This is a genomic window from Atlantibacter subterraneus, assembly GCF_007570865.1.
GTDB lineage: Bacteria > Pseudomonadota > Gammaproteobacteria > Enterobacterales > Enterobacteriaceae > Atlantibacter > Atlantibacter subterraneus.
This window is the reverse complement of record NZ_VLPS01000006.1, coordinates 136547-156913: the sequence shown is the minus strand read 5'-3', so window position 1 is coordinate 156913 and position 20367 is coordinate 136547. Positions and strand designations below refer to the sequence as shown.

General features: G+C 55.8%; 20 protein-coding genes. 9 read left to right on the top strand and 11 right to left on the bottom strand.

Features of this window, described 5'->3' with window-relative positions:
- Positions 1-75: 75 nt before the first annotated feature.
- Positions 76-741 (top strand): fructose-6-phosphate aldolase, encoded by a 666-nt coding sequence (gene fsa, locus FND52_RS12690; RefSeq protein WP_144131175.1) that lies wholly within the window; start codon positions 76-78, stop codon positions 739-741.
- 32 nt (positions 742-773) lie between these two features.
- On the opposite strand, the gene FND52_RS22045 is transcribed toward fsa, so the two are convergent.
- Entirely contained in the window at positions 774-902 is a 129-nt protein-coding gene (locus FND52_RS22045) for a hypothetical protein (RefSeq protein WP_260466691.1), read from the bottom strand.
- A 182-nt stretch (positions 903-1084) separates the two neighbouring features.
- Positions 1085-1630, bottom strand: a complete 546-nt coding sequence (gene orn, locus FND52_RS12685; protein WP_144131173.1) for an oligoribonuclease — start codon at positions 1628-1630, stop codon at positions 1085-1087.
- A gap of 110 nt (positions 1631-1740) precedes the next feature.
- Here orn and rsgA point away from each other — a divergent pair, with 110 nt between their 5' ends.
- The 3 genes from rsgA (at position 1741) to mscM (ending at position 7228) form a co-directional block, all read left to right on the top strand.
- Entirely contained in the window at positions 1741-2793 is a 1053-nt protein-coding gene (gene rsgA / locus FND52_RS12680; RefSeq protein WP_185760749.1) for a small ribosomal subunit biogenesis GTPase RsgA, read from the top strand.
- Between the two features lie 100 nt (positions 2794-2893).
- The gene (asd, locus tag FND52_RS12675) at positions 2894-3865 is read left to right on the top strand and encodes an archaetidylserine decarboxylase (protein WP_144131171.1); all 972 of its coding nucleotides are present in this window, start codon (positions 2894-2896) and stop codon (positions 3863-3865) included.
- Between the two features lie 24 nt (positions 3866-3889).
- Complete coding sequence (gene mscM / locus FND52_RS12670) at positions 3890-7228, top strand: miniconductance mechanosensitive channel MscM (RefSeq protein ID WP_144131169.1); 3339 nt, start codon at positions 3890-3892, stop codon at positions 7226-7228.
- A gap of 34 nt (positions 7229-7262) precedes the next feature.
- On the opposite strand, the gene FND52_RS12665 is transcribed toward mscM, so the two are convergent.
- The 3 genes from FND52_RS12665 to epmA all read right to left on the bottom strand — a co-directional run bounded on the left by FND52_RS12665 (position 7263) and on the right by epmA (position 9498).
- Positions 7263-7580 (bottom strand): YjeO family protein, encoded by a 318-nt coding sequence (locus tag FND52_RS12665; protein ID WP_144131167.1) that lies wholly within the window; start codon positions 7578-7580, stop codon positions 7263-7265.
- A complete protein-coding gene (locus tag FND52_RS12660) occupies positions 7581-8291 on the bottom strand; it encodes a hypothetical protein (protein WP_144131165.1) in 711 nt (236 codons plus the stop codon). It lies immediately after the preceding gene.
- A 229-nt stretch (positions 8292-8520) separates the two neighbouring features.
- Positions 8521-9498, bottom strand: a complete 978-nt coding sequence (gene epmA, locus FND52_RS12655; RefSeq protein ID WP_144131163.1) for an elongation factor P--(R)-beta-lysine ligase — start codon at positions 9496-9498, stop codon at positions 8521-8523.
- A 319-nt stretch (positions 9499-9817) separates the two neighbouring features.
- Between epmA and frdA the strand changes: the two genes are divergently transcribed.
- Genes frdA through frdD form a run of 4 tightly spaced genes read left to right on the top strand, consistent with a single transcriptional unit; the run spans position 9818 to position 13110 of the window.
- On the top strand, positions 9818-11608 hold the full coding sequence (gene frdA / locus FND52_RS12650; protein ID WP_125294654.1) for a fumarate reductase (quinol) flavoprotein subunit: 1791 nt from the start codon (positions 9818-9820) through the stop codon (positions 11606-11608).
- Positions 11601-12335 carry a succinate dehydrogenase/fumarate reductase iron-sulfur subunit gene (locus FND52_RS12645; protein ID WP_125294655.1) on the top strand — a complete coding sequence of 245 codons (735 nt, stop codon included), beginning with the start codon at positions 11601-11603 and terminating at the stop codon, positions 12333-12335. The genes frdA and FND52_RS12645 overlap by 8 nt, the downstream gene beginning before the upstream one ends.
- A gap of 10 nt (positions 12336-12345) precedes the next feature.
- A complete protein-coding gene (gene frdC / locus FND52_RS12640; RefSeq protein ID WP_125294656.1) occupies positions 12346-12741 on the top strand; it encodes a fumarate reductase subunit FrdC in 396 nt (131 codons plus the stop codon).
- 9 nt (positions 12742-12750) lie between these two features.
- Positions 12751-13110 (top strand): fumarate reductase subunit FrdD, encoded by a 360-nt coding sequence (gene frdD / locus FND52_RS12635; RefSeq protein ID WP_144131161.1) that lies wholly within the window; start codon positions 12751-12753, stop codon positions 13108-13110.
- Between the two features lie 44 nt (positions 13111-13154).
- Here the strand turns inward: frdD and FND52_RS12630 are convergent, their stop codons facing one another.
- Genes FND52_RS12630 through FND52_RS12605 form a run of 6 tightly spaced genes read right to left on the bottom strand, consistent with a single transcriptional unit; the run spans position 13155 to position 18941 of the window.
- Complete coding sequence (locus FND52_RS12630; RefSeq protein WP_125294658.1) at positions 13155-13430, bottom strand: DUF202 domain-containing protein; 276 nt, start codon at positions 13428-13430, stop codon at positions 13155-13157.
- Positions 13427-13819, bottom strand: a complete 393-nt coding sequence (locus tag FND52_RS12625; protein WP_125294659.1) for a YidH family protein — start codon at positions 13817-13819, stop codon at positions 13427-13429. The genes FND52_RS12630 and FND52_RS12625 overlap by 4 nt, the downstream gene beginning before the upstream one ends.
- On the bottom strand, positions 13803-14684 hold the full coding sequence (locus tag FND52_RS12620; protein WP_125294660.1) for a MurR/RpiR family transcriptional regulator: 882 nt from the start codon (positions 14682-14684) through the stop codon (positions 13803-13805). Before FND52_RS12620 ends, FND52_RS12625 begins: the two co-directional genes overlap by 17 nt.
- Positions 14685-14727: 43 nt before the next feature.
- Entirely contained in the window at positions 14728-15603 is an 876-nt protein-coding gene (locus tag FND52_RS12615; RefSeq protein WP_144131159.1) for an aldose epimerase family protein, read from the bottom strand.
- 6 nt (positions 15604-15609) lie between these two features.
- Positions 15610-17370: a sulfatase gene (locus tag FND52_RS12610; protein WP_144131157.1), complete on the bottom strand. Its 1761-nt coding sequence runs from the start codon at positions 17368-17370 to the stop codon at positions 15610-15612.
- Between the two features lie 29 nt (positions 17371-17399).
- Positions 17400-18941 carry a PTS transporter subunit EIIC gene (locus FND52_RS12605; protein ID WP_125294663.1) on the bottom strand — a complete coding sequence of 514 codons (1542 nt, stop codon included), beginning with the start codon at positions 18939-18941 and terminating at the stop codon, positions 17400-17402.
- Positions 18942-19111: 170 nt separating this feature from the next.
- Here FND52_RS12605 and FND52_RS12600 point away from each other — a divergent pair, with 170 nt between their 5' ends.
- Positions 19112-20326 (top strand): anaerobic sulfatase maturase, encoded by a 1215-nt coding sequence (locus FND52_RS12600; RefSeq protein WP_144131155.1) that lies wholly within the window; start codon positions 19112-19114, stop codon positions 20324-20326.
- Positions 20327-20367 lie beyond the last annotated feature (41 nt).

Sequence of the window (20367 nt, the reverse complement as noted above, 5' to 3'; positions counted from 1 at the left end):
TTCGATCAATCAGTCGGTGAAGGGCGAAGATATACTGCGCTAAGTTGCTGCATTTCACATTTTGAGGACGAAACGATGGAACTTTATCTTGATACTGCCGACGTTGCGGCGGTGGCCCGCCTGGCGCGGATCTTCCCTTTGGCGGGCATTACCACCAACCCCAGCATTGTCGCCAGCGGGAAAAAACCCGTGAGCGTGGTGCTGCCGGAATTACAGGAGGCGCTGGGCGGTAAAGGGCGTTTATTCGCGCAGGTGATGGCTGCTCAGGCGGAAAAGATGGTGGACGAAGCGCTGGCGCTGCGGGAAATCATTCCCGATCTGGTGGTCAAAGTGCCGGTGACGCCGGAAGGCCTGGCGGCAATCAAGATCCTGAAAACCAAAGGCGTTCCCACGCTGGGTACGGCGGTTTACGGTGCTGCTCAAGGCTTGTTAAGCGCGCTGGCGGGCGCGGAATACGTCGCGCCGTATGTGAACCGCGTTGATGCCCAGGGCGGCGACGGGATCAAAACCGTTACCGAGCTCCAGCAGTTGTTAACGCTGCATGCGCCGGGTTCGAAAGTGCTGGCTGCGAGCTTTAAAACACCGCGTCAGGCGCTGGACTGCCTGTTGGCGGGCTGTGAAGCCATCACTCTGCCACTGGACGTGGCGGAGCAGTTTATCAATGCGCCTGCGGTCACGGCGGCGGTAGCGAAGTTCGAGCAGGACTGGCAAAACGCATTCGGCACGCTGGGGCTGAACTAAAAACAATTCAGGCCGCGAAAGCGGCCTGAAGATCAACGCACCAGTTTGCTTTGTACCAACCATTCCAGCATCTCGCTTTTTTGCTGTGGGGTGATAAAGCGGAACCAACGATGGCACACGGCGGATGTGGCGATAAAGTAGTTAAGATAAAAGTTTCTCATGGCGACCTCCTCGTAATCTGTACAAAGTGTCGCCTGAAAACCGGAAATCATAAATTGACGAGTTTTACCGCTTATGCCCTCTTTTAGGCAAAAAGGCGCTGTTATCAAGGTAAAAAGCGCGAATTTTTGTTCAAAAAGGGGATGTCATGCAATTAATCACAAATTCTGGCATCCCCTTTTTATTACAGCTTGATAAAGTGCTCGCGGTAATACGCCAGCTCCGCCACCGACTCACGGATATCATCCAGCGCCTGGTGCGACCCTTCTTTTTTCAGACCCACTAAAATTTCCGGCTTCCAGCGGCGCGCCAGCTCTTTCAGCGTGCTGACGTCCAGATAGCGATAGTGGAAATAGGCTTCCAGTTCCGGCATGTACTTAAACAGGAAGCGGCGATCCTGGCCGATGCTGTTGCCGCAGATTGGCGAGGTATTAGCTGGCACCCACTGTTTCAGGAACTCGATGGTCGCCAGTTCTGCCGCGCGGTCGTCCAGAGTACTGGCCTTCACGCGATCCACCAGGCCGCTGCCGGTATGGGTACGCACGTTCCAGTCATCCATCAGCGCCAGCTGTTCGTCCGACTGATGCACCGCGATCACCGGCCCTTCCGCCAGGATATTCAGATTCGCATCGGTAACCAGAGTGGCGATTTCGATAATGCGGTCGCGCTCGGGATCCAGCCCCGTCATCTCCAGATCGATCCAAATCAGATTATTTTCATTTCCACTCATGCTATTTTCCACCCTTCTGGCGTCTTCAATGTGACGATCGGTTAATTCATATAAAATTAGTGTGTATCATAGAGGTTTTGCCCATTCCGGGCGACCAGGAGCCAGCACGATTGAGCAAAAATAAACTCTCCAAAGGGCAACAGCGCCGTGTGAAAGCGAACCACCAGCGTCGGTTAAAGACGCCGGAGAAGGTGGATTACGACGATAACCTGTTTGGCGAGCCGGGCGAAGGCGTGGTGATCAGCCGTTTTGGTATGCATGCCGATGTCGAGGCACCAGACGGTTCAGTGCACCGCTGTAACATTCGCCGTACCATTCGTTCGCTGGTGACCGGCGACCGCGTTGTCTGGCGTCCGGGTAAAAGTGCGGCGGAAGGCATGGCGGTGAAAGGCATCGTCGAAGCCGTACATGAGCGCACCTCGGTGCTGACCCGCCCTGATTTTTATGATGGGGTAAAACCTATCGCCGCCAATATCGACCAGATCGTGATTGTTTCCGCGATCCTCCCCGAGTTGTCACTTAATATTATCGATCGCTATCTGGTGGCCTGCGAAACCCTGAACGTCGAGCCACTGATCGTACTGAACAAGATCGACCTGCTGGACGACGCGGGCATGGCTTTTGTGAATGAGCAGATGGATATCTATCGCGGGATCGGCTATCGCGTCCTGATGGTCTCCAGCCATCAGCAGAACGGCTTACAGCAACTGCAAACTGCCCTCACCGACCGGATCAGTATCTTCGCCGGGCAATCAGGCGTTGGTAAATCGAGCCTGCTGAACGCCCTGCTGGGACTGACCGACGACAGTATTCTCACCAACGACGTTTCTGACGTATCAGGGCTGGGACAACACACCACAACCGCCGCACGGCTGTATCACTTCCCGCACGGCGGCGATGTGATTGATTCCCCAGGGGTACGTGAATTTGGTCTGTGGCATCTTGAACCGGAACAAATCACCCAGGGCTTTGTCGAATTCCACGACTATCTGGGCCACTGCAAATACCGCGACTGCAAGCATGACACCGACCCTGGCTGCGCCATTCGTGAAGCGGTCGAGCAGGGAAAAATTGCGGAAAGCCGTTTCGATAATTATCACCGCATCCTGGAAAGCATGAGCCAGGTAAAAACGCGTAAAAGCTTTTCTGAATCTGATGACTGACATTTAATCTGGGCGTCGCTAGAATCGCCCCCCTTTGGGTGTTGCCTGGTTTTAAAAACCAGGCCAGGAACAGCATAAAAACATTAGCCTGGAGGCTATCTTGTTAAACAACTTTAAACTTTCGCTTCAATACATTCTCCCGAAACTGTGGCTCACTCGCCTGGCGGGCTGGGGCGCAAGTAAACGTGCTGGCTGGCTGACCAAACTGGTGATCGACCTGTTCGTCAAAGCCTACAAGGTCAACATGAACGAGGCGCAGAAGCCGGATACCGCCAGCTACCGCACCTTTAACGATTTCTTTGTTCGCCCGCTGCGCGATGACGTGCGCCCGGTGAATACCGATCCAAACGTGCTGGTAATGCCCGCCGATGGCGTCATCAGCCAGTTGGGCCGCATTGAAGAAGACAAAATTCTGCAGGCCAAAGGCCATAACTACAGCCTGGAAGCGCTGCTGGCCGGTAACTACCTGATGGCGGATAAATTCCGCAACGGGACCTTCGCCACCACCTATCTGTCGCCGCGTGACTATCACCGCGTACATATGCCGTGCAACGGTATCTTGCGTGAGATGATCTACGTGCCGGGCGATCTGTTCTCGGTAAACCATTTAACCGCCCAGAACGTGCCGAACCTGTTCGCCCGTAACGAGCGCGTGATCTGCCTGTTCGATACTGAATTTGGTCCGATGGCCCAGATTCTGGTCGGTGCAACCATTGTCGGCAGCATCGAAACGGTGTGGTCCGGTACGGTTACGCCGCCGCGCGAAGGCGTGATCAAGCGCTGGACGTGGCCGGCGGGCGAGAGCGAAAACGCAGTCGCGCTGCTTAAAGGCCAGGAAATGGGCCGCTTCAAGCTCGGCTCCACGGTGATCAACCTGTTCGCGCCGGGCAAAGTGAATCTGGTCGAGGGGCTGCAAAGCCTGTCGGTGACCCGCCTTGGCGAAGCGCTGGCGGTTTCCACCGAAACGTTCGAGACGCCGGATACCACCCCTGCGCCGCTGTCGGATGAGGAAATCAACGCTGAACTGGCGGCCAGCCCGTTGGTTGAAGGCTCCCCGAAAGATCAGGGTTAATTTTTTACGTAAAGGTAGACTGACGTGCGCCTGATTATCACAATCCTGATGGCCTGGTGCCTCAGCATGGGGGCGTACGCTGCGACGGCCCCCGACGCAAAACAAATCTCCCAGGAACTGGAGCAAGCCAAAGCGGCGAAAAATCTGCCTAACCAGGCGGAAACCGTGGAGGCTCTTCAGGCCGCGTTGAACGCGCTTGAAGAGCGCAAAGCCTCGCTGGAGCGCGCAACGCAATACCAGCAAGTTATTGATAACTACCCCAAGCTTTCCGAGACCCTGCGCCAGCAGTTGAATAACCTGCGCGACGAGCCGCAAAAAGTCCCGGAAGGCCTCACCTCTGACGCCCTGAGCCAGGAAATCCTGCAAGTCAGCAGTCAACTGCTGGAAAAAAGCCGTCTGGCCCAGCAGGAGCAGGAGCGCACCCGGGAAATCGCCGACTCGCTCAGCCAGCTTCCGCAACAGCAAACCGATGCGCGCCGTCAGCTGAATGAAGTAGAACGGCGGGCGGGCGCGCAGACCGGGGCAAGCAACGCCTTAACCCAGGCCCAGCAGCTTAATGCCCAGGCGGAATCCGCACGTCTTAAAGCGTTGGTGGATGAGCTTGAACTGGCGCAGCTTTCCGCCAGCAACCGCCAGGAGCTGTCGCGGATGCGCAGCGAGCTGGCGCAAAAACAGAGCCAGCAGCTGGATGCTTATCTACAAGCCCTGCGCAATCAGCTCAATAGCCAGCGGCAAAAAGAGGCTGAGCGCGCCCTGGAGAGCACCGAACTGTTAGCAGAAAACAGCGCGGGCCTGCCGCCGTCTATCGAAGAGCAGTTCAAAATCAACCGCGAACTGTCGCAGGCGCTCAATCAGCAGGCGCAGCGCATGGATCTGGTGGCATCGCAGCAGCGCCAGGCTTCTGGCCAGACGCTGCAGGTGCGCCAGGCGCTGAATACCCTGCGCGAGCAGTCCCAGTGGCTGGGCGTGTCGAATATGCTCGGCGAAGCGTTACGTGCGCAGGTCGCCCGTTTGCCGGAAATGCCCAAGCCGCAACAGCTGGATACCGAAATGGCGCAGCTGCGCGTCCACCGTATGCGCTATGAGGATTTGCTGAACAAGCAGCCGCAGCTGCGTCAGCTTCGCCAGGCCGACGGCGCGCCGCTCACGGCGGAGCAAAACCGCATTCTGGAAGCGCAACTGCGCACCCAGCGCGAGCTGCTCAATTCGCTGTTACAGGGCGGCGATACGCTGATCCTGGAATTAACCAAGCTGAAAGTCGCCAACAGCCAGCTGGAGGACGCGCTAAAAGAGGTTAACGAGGCGACCCACCGCTATCTGTTCTGGACGGCGGACGTCAGCCCAATGACCATCGCCTGGCCGCTTGAAATCGTGCAGGATTTACGCCGCCTGGTATCGCTCGACACCGCCAGCCAGATGGGCAACGCCACGCTGATGATGCTTACCAGTAAAGAGACGCTGCTGCCGCTGTTTGGCGCGCTGATCCTGGTGGGCTTCAGCCTCAGTTCGCGGCGGCACTTTACGGCGTTTCTGGAGCGCTCCAGCGCCCGCATCGGCAAAGTTACCCAGGATCACTTCAGGCTGACGCTACGCACATTGTTCTGGTCGATTCTGGTGGCCTCGCCGCTGCCGGTACTGTGGGCAACGCTCGGTTACGGGCTGCGCGAGGCCTGGCCCTACCCTATTGCCGTGGCGATTGGTGATGGCGTGACGGCCACCGTGCCGCTGCTGTGGGTGGTGATGATTTGCGCCGCTTTCGCCCGCCCGAACGGGCTGTTTATCGCCCACTTCGGCTGGCCGCGCCGCCAGGTCGCCCGCGCGATGCGTTACTACCTGATGACCATCGGATTTGTGGTGCCGCTGATCATGGCGCTGATCATGTTCGATAATCTTAACGATCGGGAGTTCTCCGGCTCGCTGGGCCGCCTGTGCTTTATCCTGATTTGCGGCGCGCTGGCTATCGTGACGTTAAGCCTGAAGCGCGCCGGAATTCCGCTGTGGCTGGATAAAGAAGGCAGCGGCGACAACATGGTGAACAAGATGCTGTGGAACCTGATGCTCAGCGCGCCGCTGCTGGCGATTCTGGCATCCGCCGTGGGGTATCTGGCCACCGCCCAGGCGCTGCTGGCGCGTCTCGAAACCTCGGTCGCCATCTGGTTCCTGCTGCTGGTGGTATATCACGTGATCCGCCGTTGGATGTTTATTCAGCGCCGCCGCCTGGCGTTTGACCGCGCTAAACACCGCCGTGCGGAAATTCTCGCCCAGCGCGCGCGCGGCGAAGAGGAGCCGGCCCATAACCACAGCACCGAAGGCAGCAACGAGATCATCGAAGAGCCGGAAGTGGATCTCGATACCATCAGCGCCCAGTCGCTCCGGCTGGTGCGGTCAATACTGATGCTGATCGCCCTGCTGTCGGTGATTGTGCTGTGGTCGGAAATCCATTCGGCGTTCGGCTTCCTGGAGAACATCTCCCTGTGGGATGTCACCTCGACGGTGCAGGGCGTGGAAAGCATCGAGCCGATAACCCTCGGGGCGGTGCTGATCGCGATACTGGTATTTATTATCACCACCCAGCTGGTGCGAAACCTGCCGGCCCTGCTGGAGCTGGCGCTGTTGCAGCATCTGGATTTAACGCCAGGCACCGGTTACGCCATCACCACCATCACCAAATACCTGTTGATGCTGATTGGCGGCCTGACCGGGTTCTCAATGATCGGGATTGAGTGGTCGAAACTGCAATGGCTGGTGGCCGCACTCGGTGTGGGGCTGGGTTTTGGTTTACAGGAAATTTTCGCCAACTTTATTTCTGGCCTGATTATCCTGTTTGAGAAACCGATCCGCATCGGCGATACCGTGACTATTCGCGATTTGACCGGCAGCGTGACGCGCATTAATACCCGCGCCACCACCATTAGCGACTGGGACCGCAAAGAGATAATCGTGCCGAACAAGGCGTTTATCACCGAGCAGTTTATTAACTGGTCGCTGTCCGACTCGGTCACCCGCGTGGTGCTGACCGTGCCTGCGCCGGGAGATGCCGATAGCGAAGAGGTAACGCAAATCCTGTATACCGCCGCGAAGCGCTGTTCGCTGGTGATCGATAACCCGGCGCCGGAAGTGTTTCTGGTGGATTTACAGCAGGGTCTGCAACTGTTTGAGCTGCGTATCTACGCCGCTGAGATGGGTCACCGGATGCCGTTGCGCCATGAGATCCACCAGCTGATCCTGCACGGCTTCCGCGAACACGGTATCGACCTGCCGTTCCCGCCGTTCCAGATGCGTCTGGAAAGCCTGGACGGCAAGCGTACCGCGCGGACGTTAACGTCGACAGGGAAAAGCTCGCGCCCGGCGGGAAGTTTGTAATCAGAGAGCCGGTTACTTCGGGTGACCGGCTTTTTTACCAGAGGCAAAGCTGATAGCGGATAAAAAATTGCCATAGCCAATAACCTGTAAGACATAAGGTTATTAACCAGATAAACCAGTGATGCTTTTTTTTGATAATAAGAGCATAAATTGCAGGAAAGAAAACGGGAAGCGTTACGATAATACCTACATCGCGAGCATCGTCGTTTTCAATCAAATAAACCAGATCGCAGATGTTTTTAATTTCTTCTGAGCCTATCATCCACTCTTTATCCTGGAGAGAAAATACAATAATCCAAAATAACGCAACAAAAAACCAAATTATCCCCAGGGCGTAAATTTTATAGTTCATTCATCTACCCTCTAATATCCGCATTATGGCTTCTTTTTTTTGAAGAATACGCCGTCCGTATTCGCTATATTCACGGGTTGGAGAACCTATCGGATCGTGAATCGAGTTTTTAATATCACTATCAAGTCTTTGAGTTCCCCGATTATAACGTGAACCTGCAAGGATAATTTGTTCATCAGTCAACATAGCTGTATTAATCCCAGGATTATCATAGAGAATTAAGTCCCGCAAATGAAAAGCGACCACTCGAATATTGAAGCTATTGTCTAATAAACAATTAGCAAGTCGGAATTGTTGAAAATGGTCCAGGGTTGTAGGGTCTATCCCTAGGGTTTCAGCAGCAACGCCTAATTGAATTGCAATCGATCCTACTGATGTTTTGTTAGAGTAGTGATTTTCCTCACCTGTCAATTCATCTAATACTTGCCTGGCTTGCAAAACGCCTAATCCTTTGAACCTTTCAGGCATTCCACCGACTTCTGACACAGCGACACCCGCTAATAAAAAAGCTGGGATCTCAGCTTCTTTAGAATATTGCTTAATCATGTTTCGGTGATAGATTAACCATGAAGTTTTATAAAGCCATAAATAAGCATTCCCCGTCATAAATCCCCAATTCGTGGGCAATGCATACCAACGAAATGCATCAAAGCCATTCCAGTGCGGGAAGCCATATTCATCAACATCACAAAACAATAATGATTCATTCATTTTATAAATCTCTCTATAAAATAAAAACATCCTTTAAAATAAAGGACTTTTTTATAAAGAAAAGATAAATTATGTACTTTTATAAACAGAAATAAGTTGTAATTAAACAAACAAATGTCTTTTTTCAGTATATTACAGAAGGATTAAGCTTCAATAAAACTTGTGAAAAGTGGAATAGGCATATTTCTTGTAATATGCCCCTTATAAATTGAGATAAGGGGCTTTTCTATCACGCACGATCCACGCTAAACGCCAGCACGTCAGACAGCCGTTCCGCGCCCAGCGCCAGCATAATCAAACGATCCACGCCTAACGCCACGCCGGAACAGTCCGGCAGGCCCGCTTTTAATGCATCCAGCAAATTCACATCTACCGGCTGCTGCGGCAAACCACGCGCGGCGCGTTTACGGTTGTCCTGCTCGAAACGCTGCTGCTGCTCGCGAGCGTCGGTCAGTTCGTGGAAGCCGTTCGCCAGTTCGATGCCTTTGAAATAGACCTCGAAACGCTCGGCGACGCGATGATCTTCCGTGCTGATCTGCGCTAACGATGCCTGGCTCGCCGGGAAGTGGTAAACAAAGGTCGGACGATCTTTGCCAATCTGCGGCTCAACGCCCATGGTGAACAGCAGTTGCAGCAGCGTATCGCGATCCTCTTCGGTATCGGCGATATTGCTCAAATCCAGTCTGGCCGCGACTTCACGCAGCTGGGCTTTATCGGCGGACAGCGGATCGATTTCCAGATAGCGCTGGAATGCCTGCTGATAAGAGATCGTTTCCGCCGGGCTGGTTTCCAGCACCTGCTGTAGCAAATCGTCCACTTCGTTCATCAGGCGGTACATGTCGTAATGCGGACGGTACCACTCCAGCATGGTGAATTCCGGGTTGTGATGACGCCCCATCTCTTCATTACGGAAGCTGCGGCACAGCTGGTAGACCGGGCCGCAACCCGCCGCCAGCAGGCGCTTCATGTGGTATTCGGGGCTGGTCATCAAATAAAGGTTGATGCCTTGTGAATGGCCGGGGCCAACAAAACGGGTTTCAAACGGGACCAGATGAATATCCGTAACCGTCGCCTGGCTCATGCAGGGGGTTTCCACCTCCAGCACGCCGCGATCGGCAAAAAAGCGACGAATCTCCGCCATCAGCGCTGCGCGTTTTAACAGATTGGGGATGGATGCGCTCGGCTGCCAGGAGGCCGTATCGCTCATAATTTATTCTCCGACTTCAGATAAGGGCACGAAGTCTACCCGCATCGCGCAGAGGAGACAATTTTTGCGCAGCGAATTTTTGGTTTTGACGGTTAATGAATCATGAATCTTCGGTTTCGTGAGCCAGACATCAATGATTGTGACAAAGGCCACTGGGCACCCGCCAAAAAAATCGAACACGTCAAATTTCCTTAAGATTGACCCCGTTATACTGTTCTACCCATTAAGGAGCAGGGGAATTCGCTTTCGCAAACGTGCCTTGCGTCTGTTCTGGTTTGGTCATAGCGCTTGCGAAATTACAATAATCTGGAGGAATGTCGTGCAAACCTTTTATGCCGATCTCGCCGTCATTGGCGCTGGCGGAGCTGGACTGCGAGCGGCCATCGCCGCAGCACAAGCTAATCCTAACGCCAAAATCGCACTGATTTCTAAAGTCTACCCTATGCGCAGCCACACCGTTGCCGCCGAAGGCGGTTCCGCAGCGGTTGCGCAGGATCATGACAGCTTTGACTACCATTTCCACGATACCGTGGCAGGTGGCGACTGGCTGTGTGAGCAAGATGTGGTGGACTATTTCGTGCATCACTGCCCCACAGAGATGACACAGCTTGAGCAATGGGGATGCCCGTGGAGCCGCCGTCCGGACGGCACCGTTAACGTGCGTCGTTTCGGCGGGATGAAAATCGAACGCACCTGGTTCGCCGCGGATAAAACCGGCTTCCACATGCTGCATACCCTGTTCCAGACCTCCCTTCAGTTCCCGCAAATTCAACGCTTCGACGAGCACTTCGTACTCGACATTCTGGTCGACGATGGCCACGCCCGCGGCCTGGTGGCGATGAATATGATGGAAGGCACCCTGGTGCAAATCCGCGCCAATGCGGTGGTGATGGCGACAGGCGGCGCAGGCCGCGTCTACCGTTACAACACCAACGGCGGGATTGTCACCGGCGACGGTATGGGCATGGCGCTAAGCCACGGCGTACCGCTACGCGATATGGAATTTGTTCAGTATCACCCGACCGGCTTGCCGGGCTCCGGCATTCTGATGACCGAAGGCTGCCGCGGCGAAGGCGGTATTCTGGTGAACAAAGACGGCTACCGTTATCTGCAGGATTACGGCATGGGCCCGGAAACGCCGTTGGGCGAACCGAAGAACAAGTACATGGAACTTGGCCCGCGCGATAAAGTTTCTCAGGCGTTCTGGCACGAATGGCGCGCTGGCCGCACCATCCCGACGCCGCGCGGCGATGTGGTCTATCTGGATCTGCGTCACCTGGGCGAGAAGAAACTGCTTGAGCGCTTACCGTTTATCTGCGAACTGGCGAAGGCCTATGTGGGCGTCGATCCAGTTAAAGAGCCAATCCCGGTACGTCCGACCGCGCACTACACCATGGGCGGCATCGAAACTAACCAGCAGTGTGAAACCCGCATTCAGGGGCTGTTCGCCGTGGGCGAATGTTCTTCCGTGGGTCTGCACGGCGCAAACCGCCTCGGTTCTAACTCGCTGGCGGAACTGGTGGTGTTTGGCCGCATGGCGGGCGAACAGGCGATGGCGCGCTCTGCTACCGCTTCCGAAGCCAATGATTCTGCGCTCAACGCGCAGGCGGCGGACGTCGAACAACGTCTGAAAACGCTGGTGAATCAGGAAGGCAACGAGAACTGGGCGAAGATCCGCGATGAAATGGGTCTGTCGATGGAAGAAGGCTGCGGTATCTACCGTACCCCGGAACTGATGCAGAAAACCGTGGATAAACTCGCCGAACTTCAGGAACGCTTTAAGCGCGTGCGTATCACCGACAACTCCAGCGTGTTCAACACCGACCTGCTCTACACTATCGAGCTGGGCCACGGTCTGAATGTGGCCGAATGTATGGCGCATTCCGCTCTGGCGCGTAAAGAGTCGCGCGGGGCGCATCAGCGTCTGGATGAAGGTTGCACCGAGCGTGATGACGTCAACTTCCTGAAACACACCCTCGCCTTCCGCGACGCCAGCGGCGCGACGCGTCTGGAATACAGCGACGTGAAAATCACCACGCTGCCGCCAGCAAAACGCGTTTACGGTGCGGAAGCAGAAGCAGCCGAGAAGAAGGAGACGGCGAATGGCTGAGATGAAAAACCTGAAAGTTGAGGTGGTGCGTTATAACCCGGAAGTGGATAACGCGCCCCACAGCACGTTCTATGAGGTGCCTTACGACGAGCAAACCTCGCTGCTGGATGCGTTGGGTTACATCAAAGACAATCTGGCACCGGACCTGAGCTATCGCTGGTCATGCCGTATGGCGATCTGCGGCTCCTGCGGGATGATGGTCAACAAAGTGCCGAAGCTGGCCTGTAAAACCTTCCTGCGCGATTACGAGAAAGGCATGAAGGTCGAGGCGCTGGCGAACTTCCCGATCGAGCGCGATCTGGTGGTCGATATGACCCACTTTATTGAAAGTCTGGAAGCGATTAAGCCTTACATCATCGGCAATCCGCGCACCCCGGATCAGGGTCCGAACAACCAGACCCCGGCGCAGATGGCGAAGTACCATCAGTTCTCCGGCTGCATCAACTGCGGTCTGTGCTATGCCGCCTGCCCGCAGTTTGGTTTGAACCCGGAGTTTATCGGCCCGGCGGCAATTACGCTGGCGCACCGTTATAACCTGGATAACCGCGACCACGGCAAGAAAGAGCGTATGGCGCAGTTGAACGGCCAGAATGGCGTCTGGAGCTGTACGTTTGTGGGCTTCTGCTCTGAAGTGTGCCCGAAACATGTCGATCCGGCAGCCGCCATTCAGCAGGGCAAGGTGGAGAGTTCGAAAGACTTCTTAATCGCCACCCTGAAACCTCGCTAAGGAGTGCATGATGACAACAAAACGTAAGCCTTATGTACGGACGATGGGTCCGACCTGGTGGCGCAACCTCGGCTTTTATCGTTTTTACATGATCCGTGAAGGAACGGCGGTGCCGACCGTATGGTTCAGCATCGTGCTGATTTACGGCCTGTTCGCGTTGAAAGGCGGCCCGGAAAGCTGGATGGGCTTTGTTGGCTTTTTGCAAAACCCAATCGTGGTGATCCTTAACCTGATCACCCTGGCGGCGGCCGTGCTGCATACCAAAACCTGGTTTGAGCTGGCACCGAAAGCGGCCAACATCATCGTTAAGGATGAAAAACTGGGTGCGGAGCCGATTATCAAGGGGCTCTGGGGCGTCACCATCGTGGTGACCGTGGTGATTCTGTTTGTGGCATTGTTCTGGTAAGGAGGCCCTGTGATTAATCCCAATCCAAAACGTTCCGATGAGCCGGTTTTCTGGGGCTTGTTTGGCGCTGGCGGTATGTGGGGCGCGATTATTGCGCCGGTGATCGTACTGCTGGTGGGTATTATGCTGCCGCTGGGTCTCTATCCGGGCGACGCGCTGGGTTATGAGCGCGTGCTGGCATTTTCCCAAAGCTTTATTGGCCGGGTATTTCTGTTTTTGATGATTGTTCTGCCGCTGTGGTGCGGGCTTCACCGTATCCACCACGCCATGCACGATCTGAAAATTCATGTGCCGAGCGGCAAGTGGGTGTTTTACGGCCTGGCGGCGATCCTGACTGTCGTGGCGCTGATTGGCGTGATTACGCTGTAAGCACAACCCATTGTGAAACAGGCCTGCCGATGCGCAGGCCTTTTTTATGCCATCAGATGGCGTAATGCATTTAACAACAGCAGCAGCCCGGCGGCGCAAAGGCTGAGCGAAATCAGCGGTTTTCCGACGCGTTGATGCCCGTTAAACAAAATCGACGCCGCCGCGACGCCACACATCAGGGTTGCCGCCCCGTAAAACAGATTGCCGTCGCGGCACCAGCCGCGAAAGCAGAGCAGCGCAAACAGCGCCAGCGAGAAGCGGGTACGTGACCAGGCGAGCCGGGTGCGTTCCGGCTGCAAGCCCGGATCGCGGGCCATCATGGCGCGTTCTGCCAGAACAGAACTGCCAGCAGTATCGCCACCAGCGTCATAAATCCGCTGAGCATCAACAGAAAACGCGTGTAGGGCAGCTCGCACTCAAGGCGCATAGCGTGCTCGTTACGCCGCCATCTGCGCCAGGACGTGACGCTTAGCGCAATGCCGCCCATCACCAGCAGCATCACCAGGCCGAATCGTAAATCCGGCGAGCCGAGATGGGGTGAAAACTGGTCAATGCCGACCGCCCCCGCCAGCAACGCCAAAGCAGTGCGGATCCAGGCCAGAAAAGTGCGTTCGTTAGCTAACGTAAACCGGTAATCCGGGGTTTTGCCCGACAACCACCATTGCCCTTTTCCCGTCGCCTGGGCAGGCGCATTATCCTGTTGATTCACGCTTAATCCGTTCTTTTATCAGTATTTCTTTAATCGATAACCCGGGCGAATCCGTATCCCTGAAATTGTACCGGGTCACCTCCGTACACAAAAACTCGATCATAAACAGCTGCGATACGCGGGTGCCGATGGAATCTCCCTGATAGCGCGCGCTTTCACCGCAGGTCAGTAAAAAGGCGTCTGCCAGTTCATTTAACGGCGAAACGGTGCGATGGGTAATGGCTAAACGGAACGCCCCGGCTTTTTGCGCCAACTTAAACGCGTTGACCACTTCCGGGGTTTCGCCGGAGTGCGAAAACGCCACCACCAGATCATCAGGCTTGAGGTTCGCCAGCTTCAGGGTCATGGTAAAACGATCGGTAAAGGCTTCAGAATCGATGCCGATACGGTTCATTTTGTCCCGCGCTTCCATGGCCGCCAGGCCGGACGCGCCAAAGCCAACAAACATCACGCGGCGGGCGGCAATAAATCGCTCAACGATAGTTTTGAGCTTTTTCATGTCCACCAGGTCGATAGTATCCTGCACCGTGGTTTCGATGGTCATGGCGATTTTTTGCGCCACATCGTTACGCGAATCCCCGACAAAAATATCCGGCGATGAGGGCAGCGTCAGATCGCTCTCCTCCAGCAGCTCGCGTTGCAGCTCTGCTTTAAGGTTAAGCAGCCCGCCATAGCCAATCTTTTTGCAAAACCGCACGATGGTGGCCTCGCTGACCGCAATCTCCTGCGACAGCTTTTTGACCGGCAGCTGCACGAAGCGCCCGGCGTTGTGCAGAATAAACTCCGCGATCGCGCGATCTTTATCCGCCAGCGTGGCCAGAATATTGGCGATATAAACCCTGACGTTTTCTCTGTTGATGCTCATAGACGGCTCTCTGGACGATTCACTGCCCGCTATTTTAGCCATCTCACCGCGCGCCGTCTGCCGGGAATACCATATCCAGCTGCTGTTGATAAACTGCGCCAGCCGCCAACCACTGCATCCCCCGCTTTTCGCGCTGCTGCCCGGAGGCGTCCGGCGCGTCGGTCGTGCCGGACAGCAGTTCGATACACAGCAAATCCGCCCCCGGCACGCCCCATAACGCCACCCAGGGCTGATAAGTTAACCGGCATTGCAGTACCCTGCGCCCCTCTGGCGATATCACGTTAACCCGGCTTCCCTGGCATCCGGCGAAATAAACAGCTCCGTGGCAAAACGCGTCCGGCGTGAGCGTAAATTCGCGCACTGTACCAGCGTTTTGCGTCAGGCTTAGCGTCCGGTCGCGGGTATAGAACGGGCCGGTAACCATCGCGTCGTCAAACGTGACGCGCCAGCCGTGCTCTTGCGCGACAGGCAGGGCGAAACCGGGATGGTAACCCAGCGAAAAGCACAGCGGCTGGCGATCCTGGTTGGTCACCCGCCAGACGATTCGCACACCCGTATCCAGTAGTTGATAGTCCACCTGCACCGAAAACAGAAACGGCCAGATATTTAAGGTTTCATCCGTCGCGTGGCTAATCAGGCTTAGCGTGCCGGGCGAATGCTTTAACAATGAAAACGCCTGATGACGCAAAAAGCCATGGGCGGGCAGCGGGTAAAATTTTTCGTCATCCCATAGCCCGTTATGGATTAACCGCCCTACTACCGGAAAAAGCAGTGGCGCAGTGCTTTTCCACGTTTTGTCATCTGGCATCCAGAGCCACTCCCGGCCAGCAGATTTCTCGGTCAACAGGCGCATTTCCGCGCCTCGCGCACTGACCGCCATCCGCCAGCGCGCATTTTCCAGTGTCCAGGTTTGCGCCATAAATCCTCAGTCAATCCGCAACAGTAGCCGTACCTGATAATTCAGCGCGGCCTGCTTCTCAGCAGCAAATAACCTGTCGATGGCCGTAAACACCGAGGCTTCCGTCAACAGCGTTTCCGGGTCAAAACAGCCAAACAGATCGTCGTCAGTGTTGCCCTGCTCCGCCAGCGCCCGCGCCACAAACTGCAACGCTTCGGCTACGCCACGGTGCTCGCCGCGATAGCCGCGCTGCGCCAGCCACACGTCGCTTTGCCATAACGTCTGGAATGCCTGCTCCTGCTCCACCGTCGGCGCGTCCAGCTGGAAGCGGGTATACAGCTCCTCCGGCGCATCATGCTGTTGCAACACCGGGATCATCGCCCTGGCGAAATGCAGCGCATAACTCACGTTATTGATGTTGTGCTGCTGATGCGGGTCGCTTTGCAGATTGAACAGCTTATCGCCGAAGCGCCACGGATTGAGATACCCGAAGCTTGCCGGGATTTTCATCACCTGCGCGCCCTGGGTGAAATCAAAACCAGGGTGGAGGGTGATATCGGTCAGTTCGCTGATTTTAAACGGGCTATCGATACGCGTCGGCATCAGGGTATATTCGAACAGGTGCCGCTTGCCCTCTTCACGCGGCGCGCGCATATAAACGTACTGGCCGTCGGTGAGGTTGATATGCCCGCCAAAATAACCAAACAGCGCGTAATCGCGGATTTTTTCATCGTTGCGCACCACGGGCAGCAGCGACTGGCCGGTCATCGACGCGGGCTTTTCAACGCCGAAGAAGTCCAACAACGTAGCCGGGATATCAATGGTTTGCGCCAGCGCCCCGCGCCGCTCACCCTGCACTTTGCAGCGCGGATCGCGAATAAAGAACGGTGTGTTAGCGATTTCGTTGTACACCGGCATGATATTTTTGCCCCACCACTGATGCTCGCCCAGCAGGAAACCATGGTCGGTACAGACGATAAACAGCGTATCTTCCCACAGCCCGCTCGCCTTGAGCTTATCCATCACCTGGCCGAGATAGTCGTCACACATGGTGATCAGCGCCTGGTAGAATTTGCGCACCTTTTCATCGTTTTCGCCACCGGGGCTGCCGCAGTAGTACGGCACCCAGCCGTCAAATTCGCCGGGCTTGCAGCCGTATTGGGCCAGATATTTCTCCGGCACGAAAAACGGTTCATGAGGATCGAAACACTCGATTTGCAGGAACCAGTTATCCTGATCTTTATTGGTGTCGATAAAATCTAACCCGGCTTTGATGGTGCGATGGGTATAGTGTTGTTCAATCCCCGGCATCGCCGCGCGGTTGATCAGATCCTGGGTCATGCGCCCGCTGCGCCGCTTAAAGGTTTCTTTGTCTTCCATGCCCTGCCAGGCGATGGTGGGTTTTGCGACCTGGCCAATCCAGCAGTCGCCCTCCTGGCCGCGAATAAACTCAAAGGTGGAATAGCGGGTGTGATACGTCGCCCCGCCGTCGCGCCAGTAGTGCTTATGGTCGGTCACCATATGCGTATGGATACCCTGCCTGTGCAGCGCCTGCGGCATCGAAAAATCAAAGGGTTCGAGCGGCCCCCAACTGCGGTGCAGGAAGTTATAGCGCCCGGTGTGCAGTTCCCGGCGCGCAGGCATGCAGGGCATACTTCCCACAAAGAAGTTGTCAAACTGCACCGACTCGCGGGCGAGCCGGGTAAAGTTTGGGGTGATCGCCGTGCCGCCATACGGGGCCAGGTGATGACGGGTCAGGGTGTCAAACATCAACATTACAGCTTTCATACATTCCTCTCGTCGCGTGAGCGACGCCGTTACAGACCTAAATACTCTTCGACTTCGTTTTTGATCAGCGTGACGTGCGGTCCAAACACCACCTGTACGCCCTCACCGCGCAGGAATGCGCCCCGGCTGCCGGAGGCCTTAAAGTCATCCAGTTTGACCCGACCCGGCTCTTTCACCGTGACCCGCAAGCGAGTGGCGCAGCAATCCACGTCGAGAATATTTTCCCGGCCGCCCAGTGCGGAAACGATCATTGACGGACGGGCGGCTTTATCGCTGACTTCCGCCGCGGCTTCATCAGCCGGTTCGTCTTCACGGCCTGGCGTTTTCAACTGACGCCACTGAATCAAAAAGCGGAAGGAGAAGTAGTAGAGGCAGAACATCACCGCGCCAAGCGGCAGCATCAGCAGCCAGTTGGTTTTGGCATTGCCCTGGAGAACGCCGAACAGCAAGAAATCGATCAGGCCGCCGGAGAAAGTCTGCCCGACGGTAATCGCCAGCACGTGGGTGAGCATAAAGGCCACGCCGGTCAAAACGATATGCACCACATACAGCAGCGGCGCGCAGAACATAAAGGCAAATTCCAGCGGTTCAGTAATGCCGGTAACAAACGAAGTCAGCGCCGCCGACAGCATCAGGCTGGCGACTTTGGTGCGATTTTCACGCTTCGAACAGTGGTAGATAGCCAGCGCCGCGCCCGGCAGGCCAAACATAAAATCAGCAAAACGCCCGGCCATGAAGCGCGACACGCCGATGTAATATTGCGTCACGCTGGGATCGGCCAGTTGGGCAAAGAAAATCTTTTGGGTGCCCTGGACTACATGGCCGTTGACCATCACTTCGCCACCCACGCTGGTCATCCAGAACGGCAAATAGAACAGGTGGTGAAGCCCGAGCGGGATCAGGCATTTCAGGATCATGCCGTAGAACAGCGTACCGATATAACCGGTTTTCTCCACCAGGCCGCCCAGGTGGGTAATGCCCGCCTGCACCGGCGGCCAGATCCAGAACAACAGCACGCCAAGCAGGATCGCGAAAAATGAGGTGACGATGGGAACGAAGCGTGAACCGCTGAAAAACGCCAGCAGGTTCGGCAGCTCGGTTTTACTGAACCGCCCGTGCAGCCAGGCGGTCAGCAAGCCGCTGATAATGCCGCCCATCACGCCGGTCTGAAGCGTCACGATGCCCAACACGCTCGCCTGCCCTGCGGCGGCAAAATTCTCCGTTGCCAGGGTGCCGGTTAAAAACAGCATGGCGTTGATGGCTTTGTTCATCACGATAAAGCACAGCACGGCGGCTAAACCGGCGGTGCCTTTATCGCTGCGTGCCAGCCCGACGGCGATCCCCACGGCAAACAGCAGCGCCAGGTTATCAAACACCACGCTGCCGCACATTTTCATCAGCGTGAAAATGGCTTGCAGCACGGCATTGTCGAGTAGAGAGTAGGTTTCGATAGTAATCGGATTAGAAAAAACGCCGCCGATCCCCAGCAGGAGACCCGCGGCGGGCAGCACGGCAATGGGCAGCATAAACGACTTGCCCAGATTTTGTGCACCAGCAAAAAGTTTGCTCATGGTGTATCCCTGGTGTTGGTATAGTTAATTTGAATATTAAATTTCATTGAAAGATTGCCTTTGTGAAATTATTATTTCTACAGGCGCGACCTACTGTCAATCCTTAATGTCTAAAGGGTGATTAAGATCACTTTCGCGCGTTGGCATACCCACTTCAGGACGGGACAAGTATGAAAAAAGCATTCCACCTTATGGCGAAACCCGTCAGCTACCAGTGCAATATCGCCTGCGACTATTGTTTCTACCTGGAAAAAGAACAGGGCACGCTGAAGCCTAAAAAACCCGCGCGTCATATGGATGACGACACCCTGCGCCGCTACGTTAAACAGTACATTGAGGCCAACCCGGCGCAGGAAGTGGAATTTACCTGGCAGGGCGGCGAACCAACGCTGGCCGGGCTGGATTTTTATCAAAAAGCGCTGGCCTGGCAGAAAGAGTTCGCAGGCGGGAAAACCATCCGCAACAGTATGCAAACCAACGGCGTGCTGATTGACGATCAATGGGCGGAATTTCTGGCACGTAACCAGTTTCTGGTTGGGTTATCGGTCGATGGCCCCGCCTGGCTGCACGATCGCTATCGCAAAACACGCGGCGGAAAGTCGGTGTTTGATAAGGTGGTGCAGGCTATGGCGGTGATGCAAAAACACCGCGTCGAGGTGAACGTGCTGACGGTGGTGAACAATGCCACTGCCGAAGCGCCGCTGGAGATTTATCGGTTTATCACCGAAGAGCTGGGTGCGAGACACATACAGTTTATCCCGGCGGTGGAGCAACGCCCGGTTCATGAGAAGTACGGCGAGCTGCTGTACCCACAAAAAACCGGGGCGGTGACCGAGTGGTCAGTCAGCGGCGAGCAGTGGGGCGCGTTTATCAATACCGTTTTTGACTACTGGGTGCGCCGCGACGTTGGCCGCGTCTACGTTCAACTGTTTGATAGCGCGCTGGCCGCCTGGCTTGGAGAAAAGCCGTCGCTGTGCGTGATGCAGTCGACCTGCGGTTTCGGGCTGGTAGTGGAGCAGAACGGCGATATTTACAGCTGTGACCACTATGTCTATCCGGAGCACCGGCTGGGCAATCTGCGCAGCGATAATCTGGCGGCGCTGGCGGGCGGCAAGCAGCAGCGTAAGTTCGGGATGATGAAAGCGCAGGTGTCGTCGCTATGCCAGAAGTGTGAATGGCGCTTCGCCTGCCACGGCGGCTGCCCGAAGCACCGCATCCGCCAGGTGGGCGATCGCTGGCATAACCATCTTTGCGCGGGGTATAAGGCGATGTTTAGCCATATGGATCCGTATATGCGCTTTATGGCCAATCAGATCCGCCATCAGCAGCCTCCCGCCGCCATTATGGATGTCGCCGCCACCCTCGCCGCACAACAAAAATCTTAACGCGCCTTACGGGCGCGTTTTCCGTGACGCAATCTACACTT

What these genes read in the sequence shown, in the direction of transcription:
- fsa (WP_144131175.1), top strand. Translation starts at nt 76, where the DNA reads ATGGAACTTTATCTTGATACTGCCGACGTTGCGGCGGTGGCCCGCCTG.
- FND52_RS22045 (WP_260466691.1), bottom strand. Translation starts at nt 902, where the DNA reads ATGAGAAACTTTTATCTTAACTACTTTATCGCCACATCCGCCGTGTGC.
- orn (WP_144131173.1), bottom strand. Translation starts at nt 1,630, where the DNA reads ATGAGTGGAAATGAAAATAATCTGATTTGGATCGATCTGGAGATGACG.
- FND52_RS12665 (WP_144131167.1), bottom strand. Translation starts at nt 7,580, where the DNA reads ATGAACTATAAAATTTACGCCCTGGGGATAATTTGGTTTTTTGTTGCG.
- FND52_RS12660 (WP_144131165.1), bottom strand. Translation starts at nt 8,291, where the DNA reads ATGAATGAATCATTATTGTTTTGTGATGTTGATGAATATGGCTTCCCG.
- epmA (WP_144131163.1), bottom strand. Translation starts at nt 9,498, where the DNA reads ATGAGCGATACGGCCTCCTGGCAGCCGAGCGCATCCATCCCCAATCTG.
- FND52_RS12645 (WP_125294655.1), top strand. Translation starts at nt 11,601, where the DNA reads ATGGCTGAGATGAAAAACCTGAAAGTTGAGGTGGTGCGTTATAACCCG.
- frdC (WP_125294656.1), top strand. Translation starts at nt 12,346, where the DNA reads ATGACAACAAAACGTAAGCCTTATGTACGGACGATGGGTCCGACCTGG.
- FND52_RS12630 (WP_125294658.1), bottom strand. Translation starts at nt 13,430, where the DNA reads ATGATGGCCCGCGATCCGGGCTTGCAGCCGGAACGCACCCGGCTCGCC.
- FND52_RS12620 (WP_125294660.1), bottom strand. Translation starts at nt 14,684, where the DNA reads ATGAGCATCAACAGAGAAAACGTCAGGGTTTATATCGCCAATATTCTG.
- FND52_RS12615 (WP_144131159.1), bottom strand. Translation starts at nt 15,603, where the DNA reads ATGGCGCAAACCTGGACACTGGAAAATGCGCGCTGGCGGATGGCGGTC.
- FND52_RS12610 (WP_144131157.1), bottom strand. Translation starts at nt 17,370, where the DNA reads ATGAAAGCTGTAATGTTGATGTTTGACACCCTGACCCGTCATCACCTG.
- FND52_RS12605 (WP_125294663.1), bottom strand. Translation starts at nt 18,941, where the DNA reads ATGAGCAAACTTTTTGCTGGTGCACAAAATCTGGGCAAGTCGTTTATG.
- FND52_RS12600 (WP_144131155.1), top strand. Translation starts at nt 19,112, where the DNA reads ATGAAAAAAGCATTCCACCTTATGGCGAAACCCGTCAGCTACCAGTGC.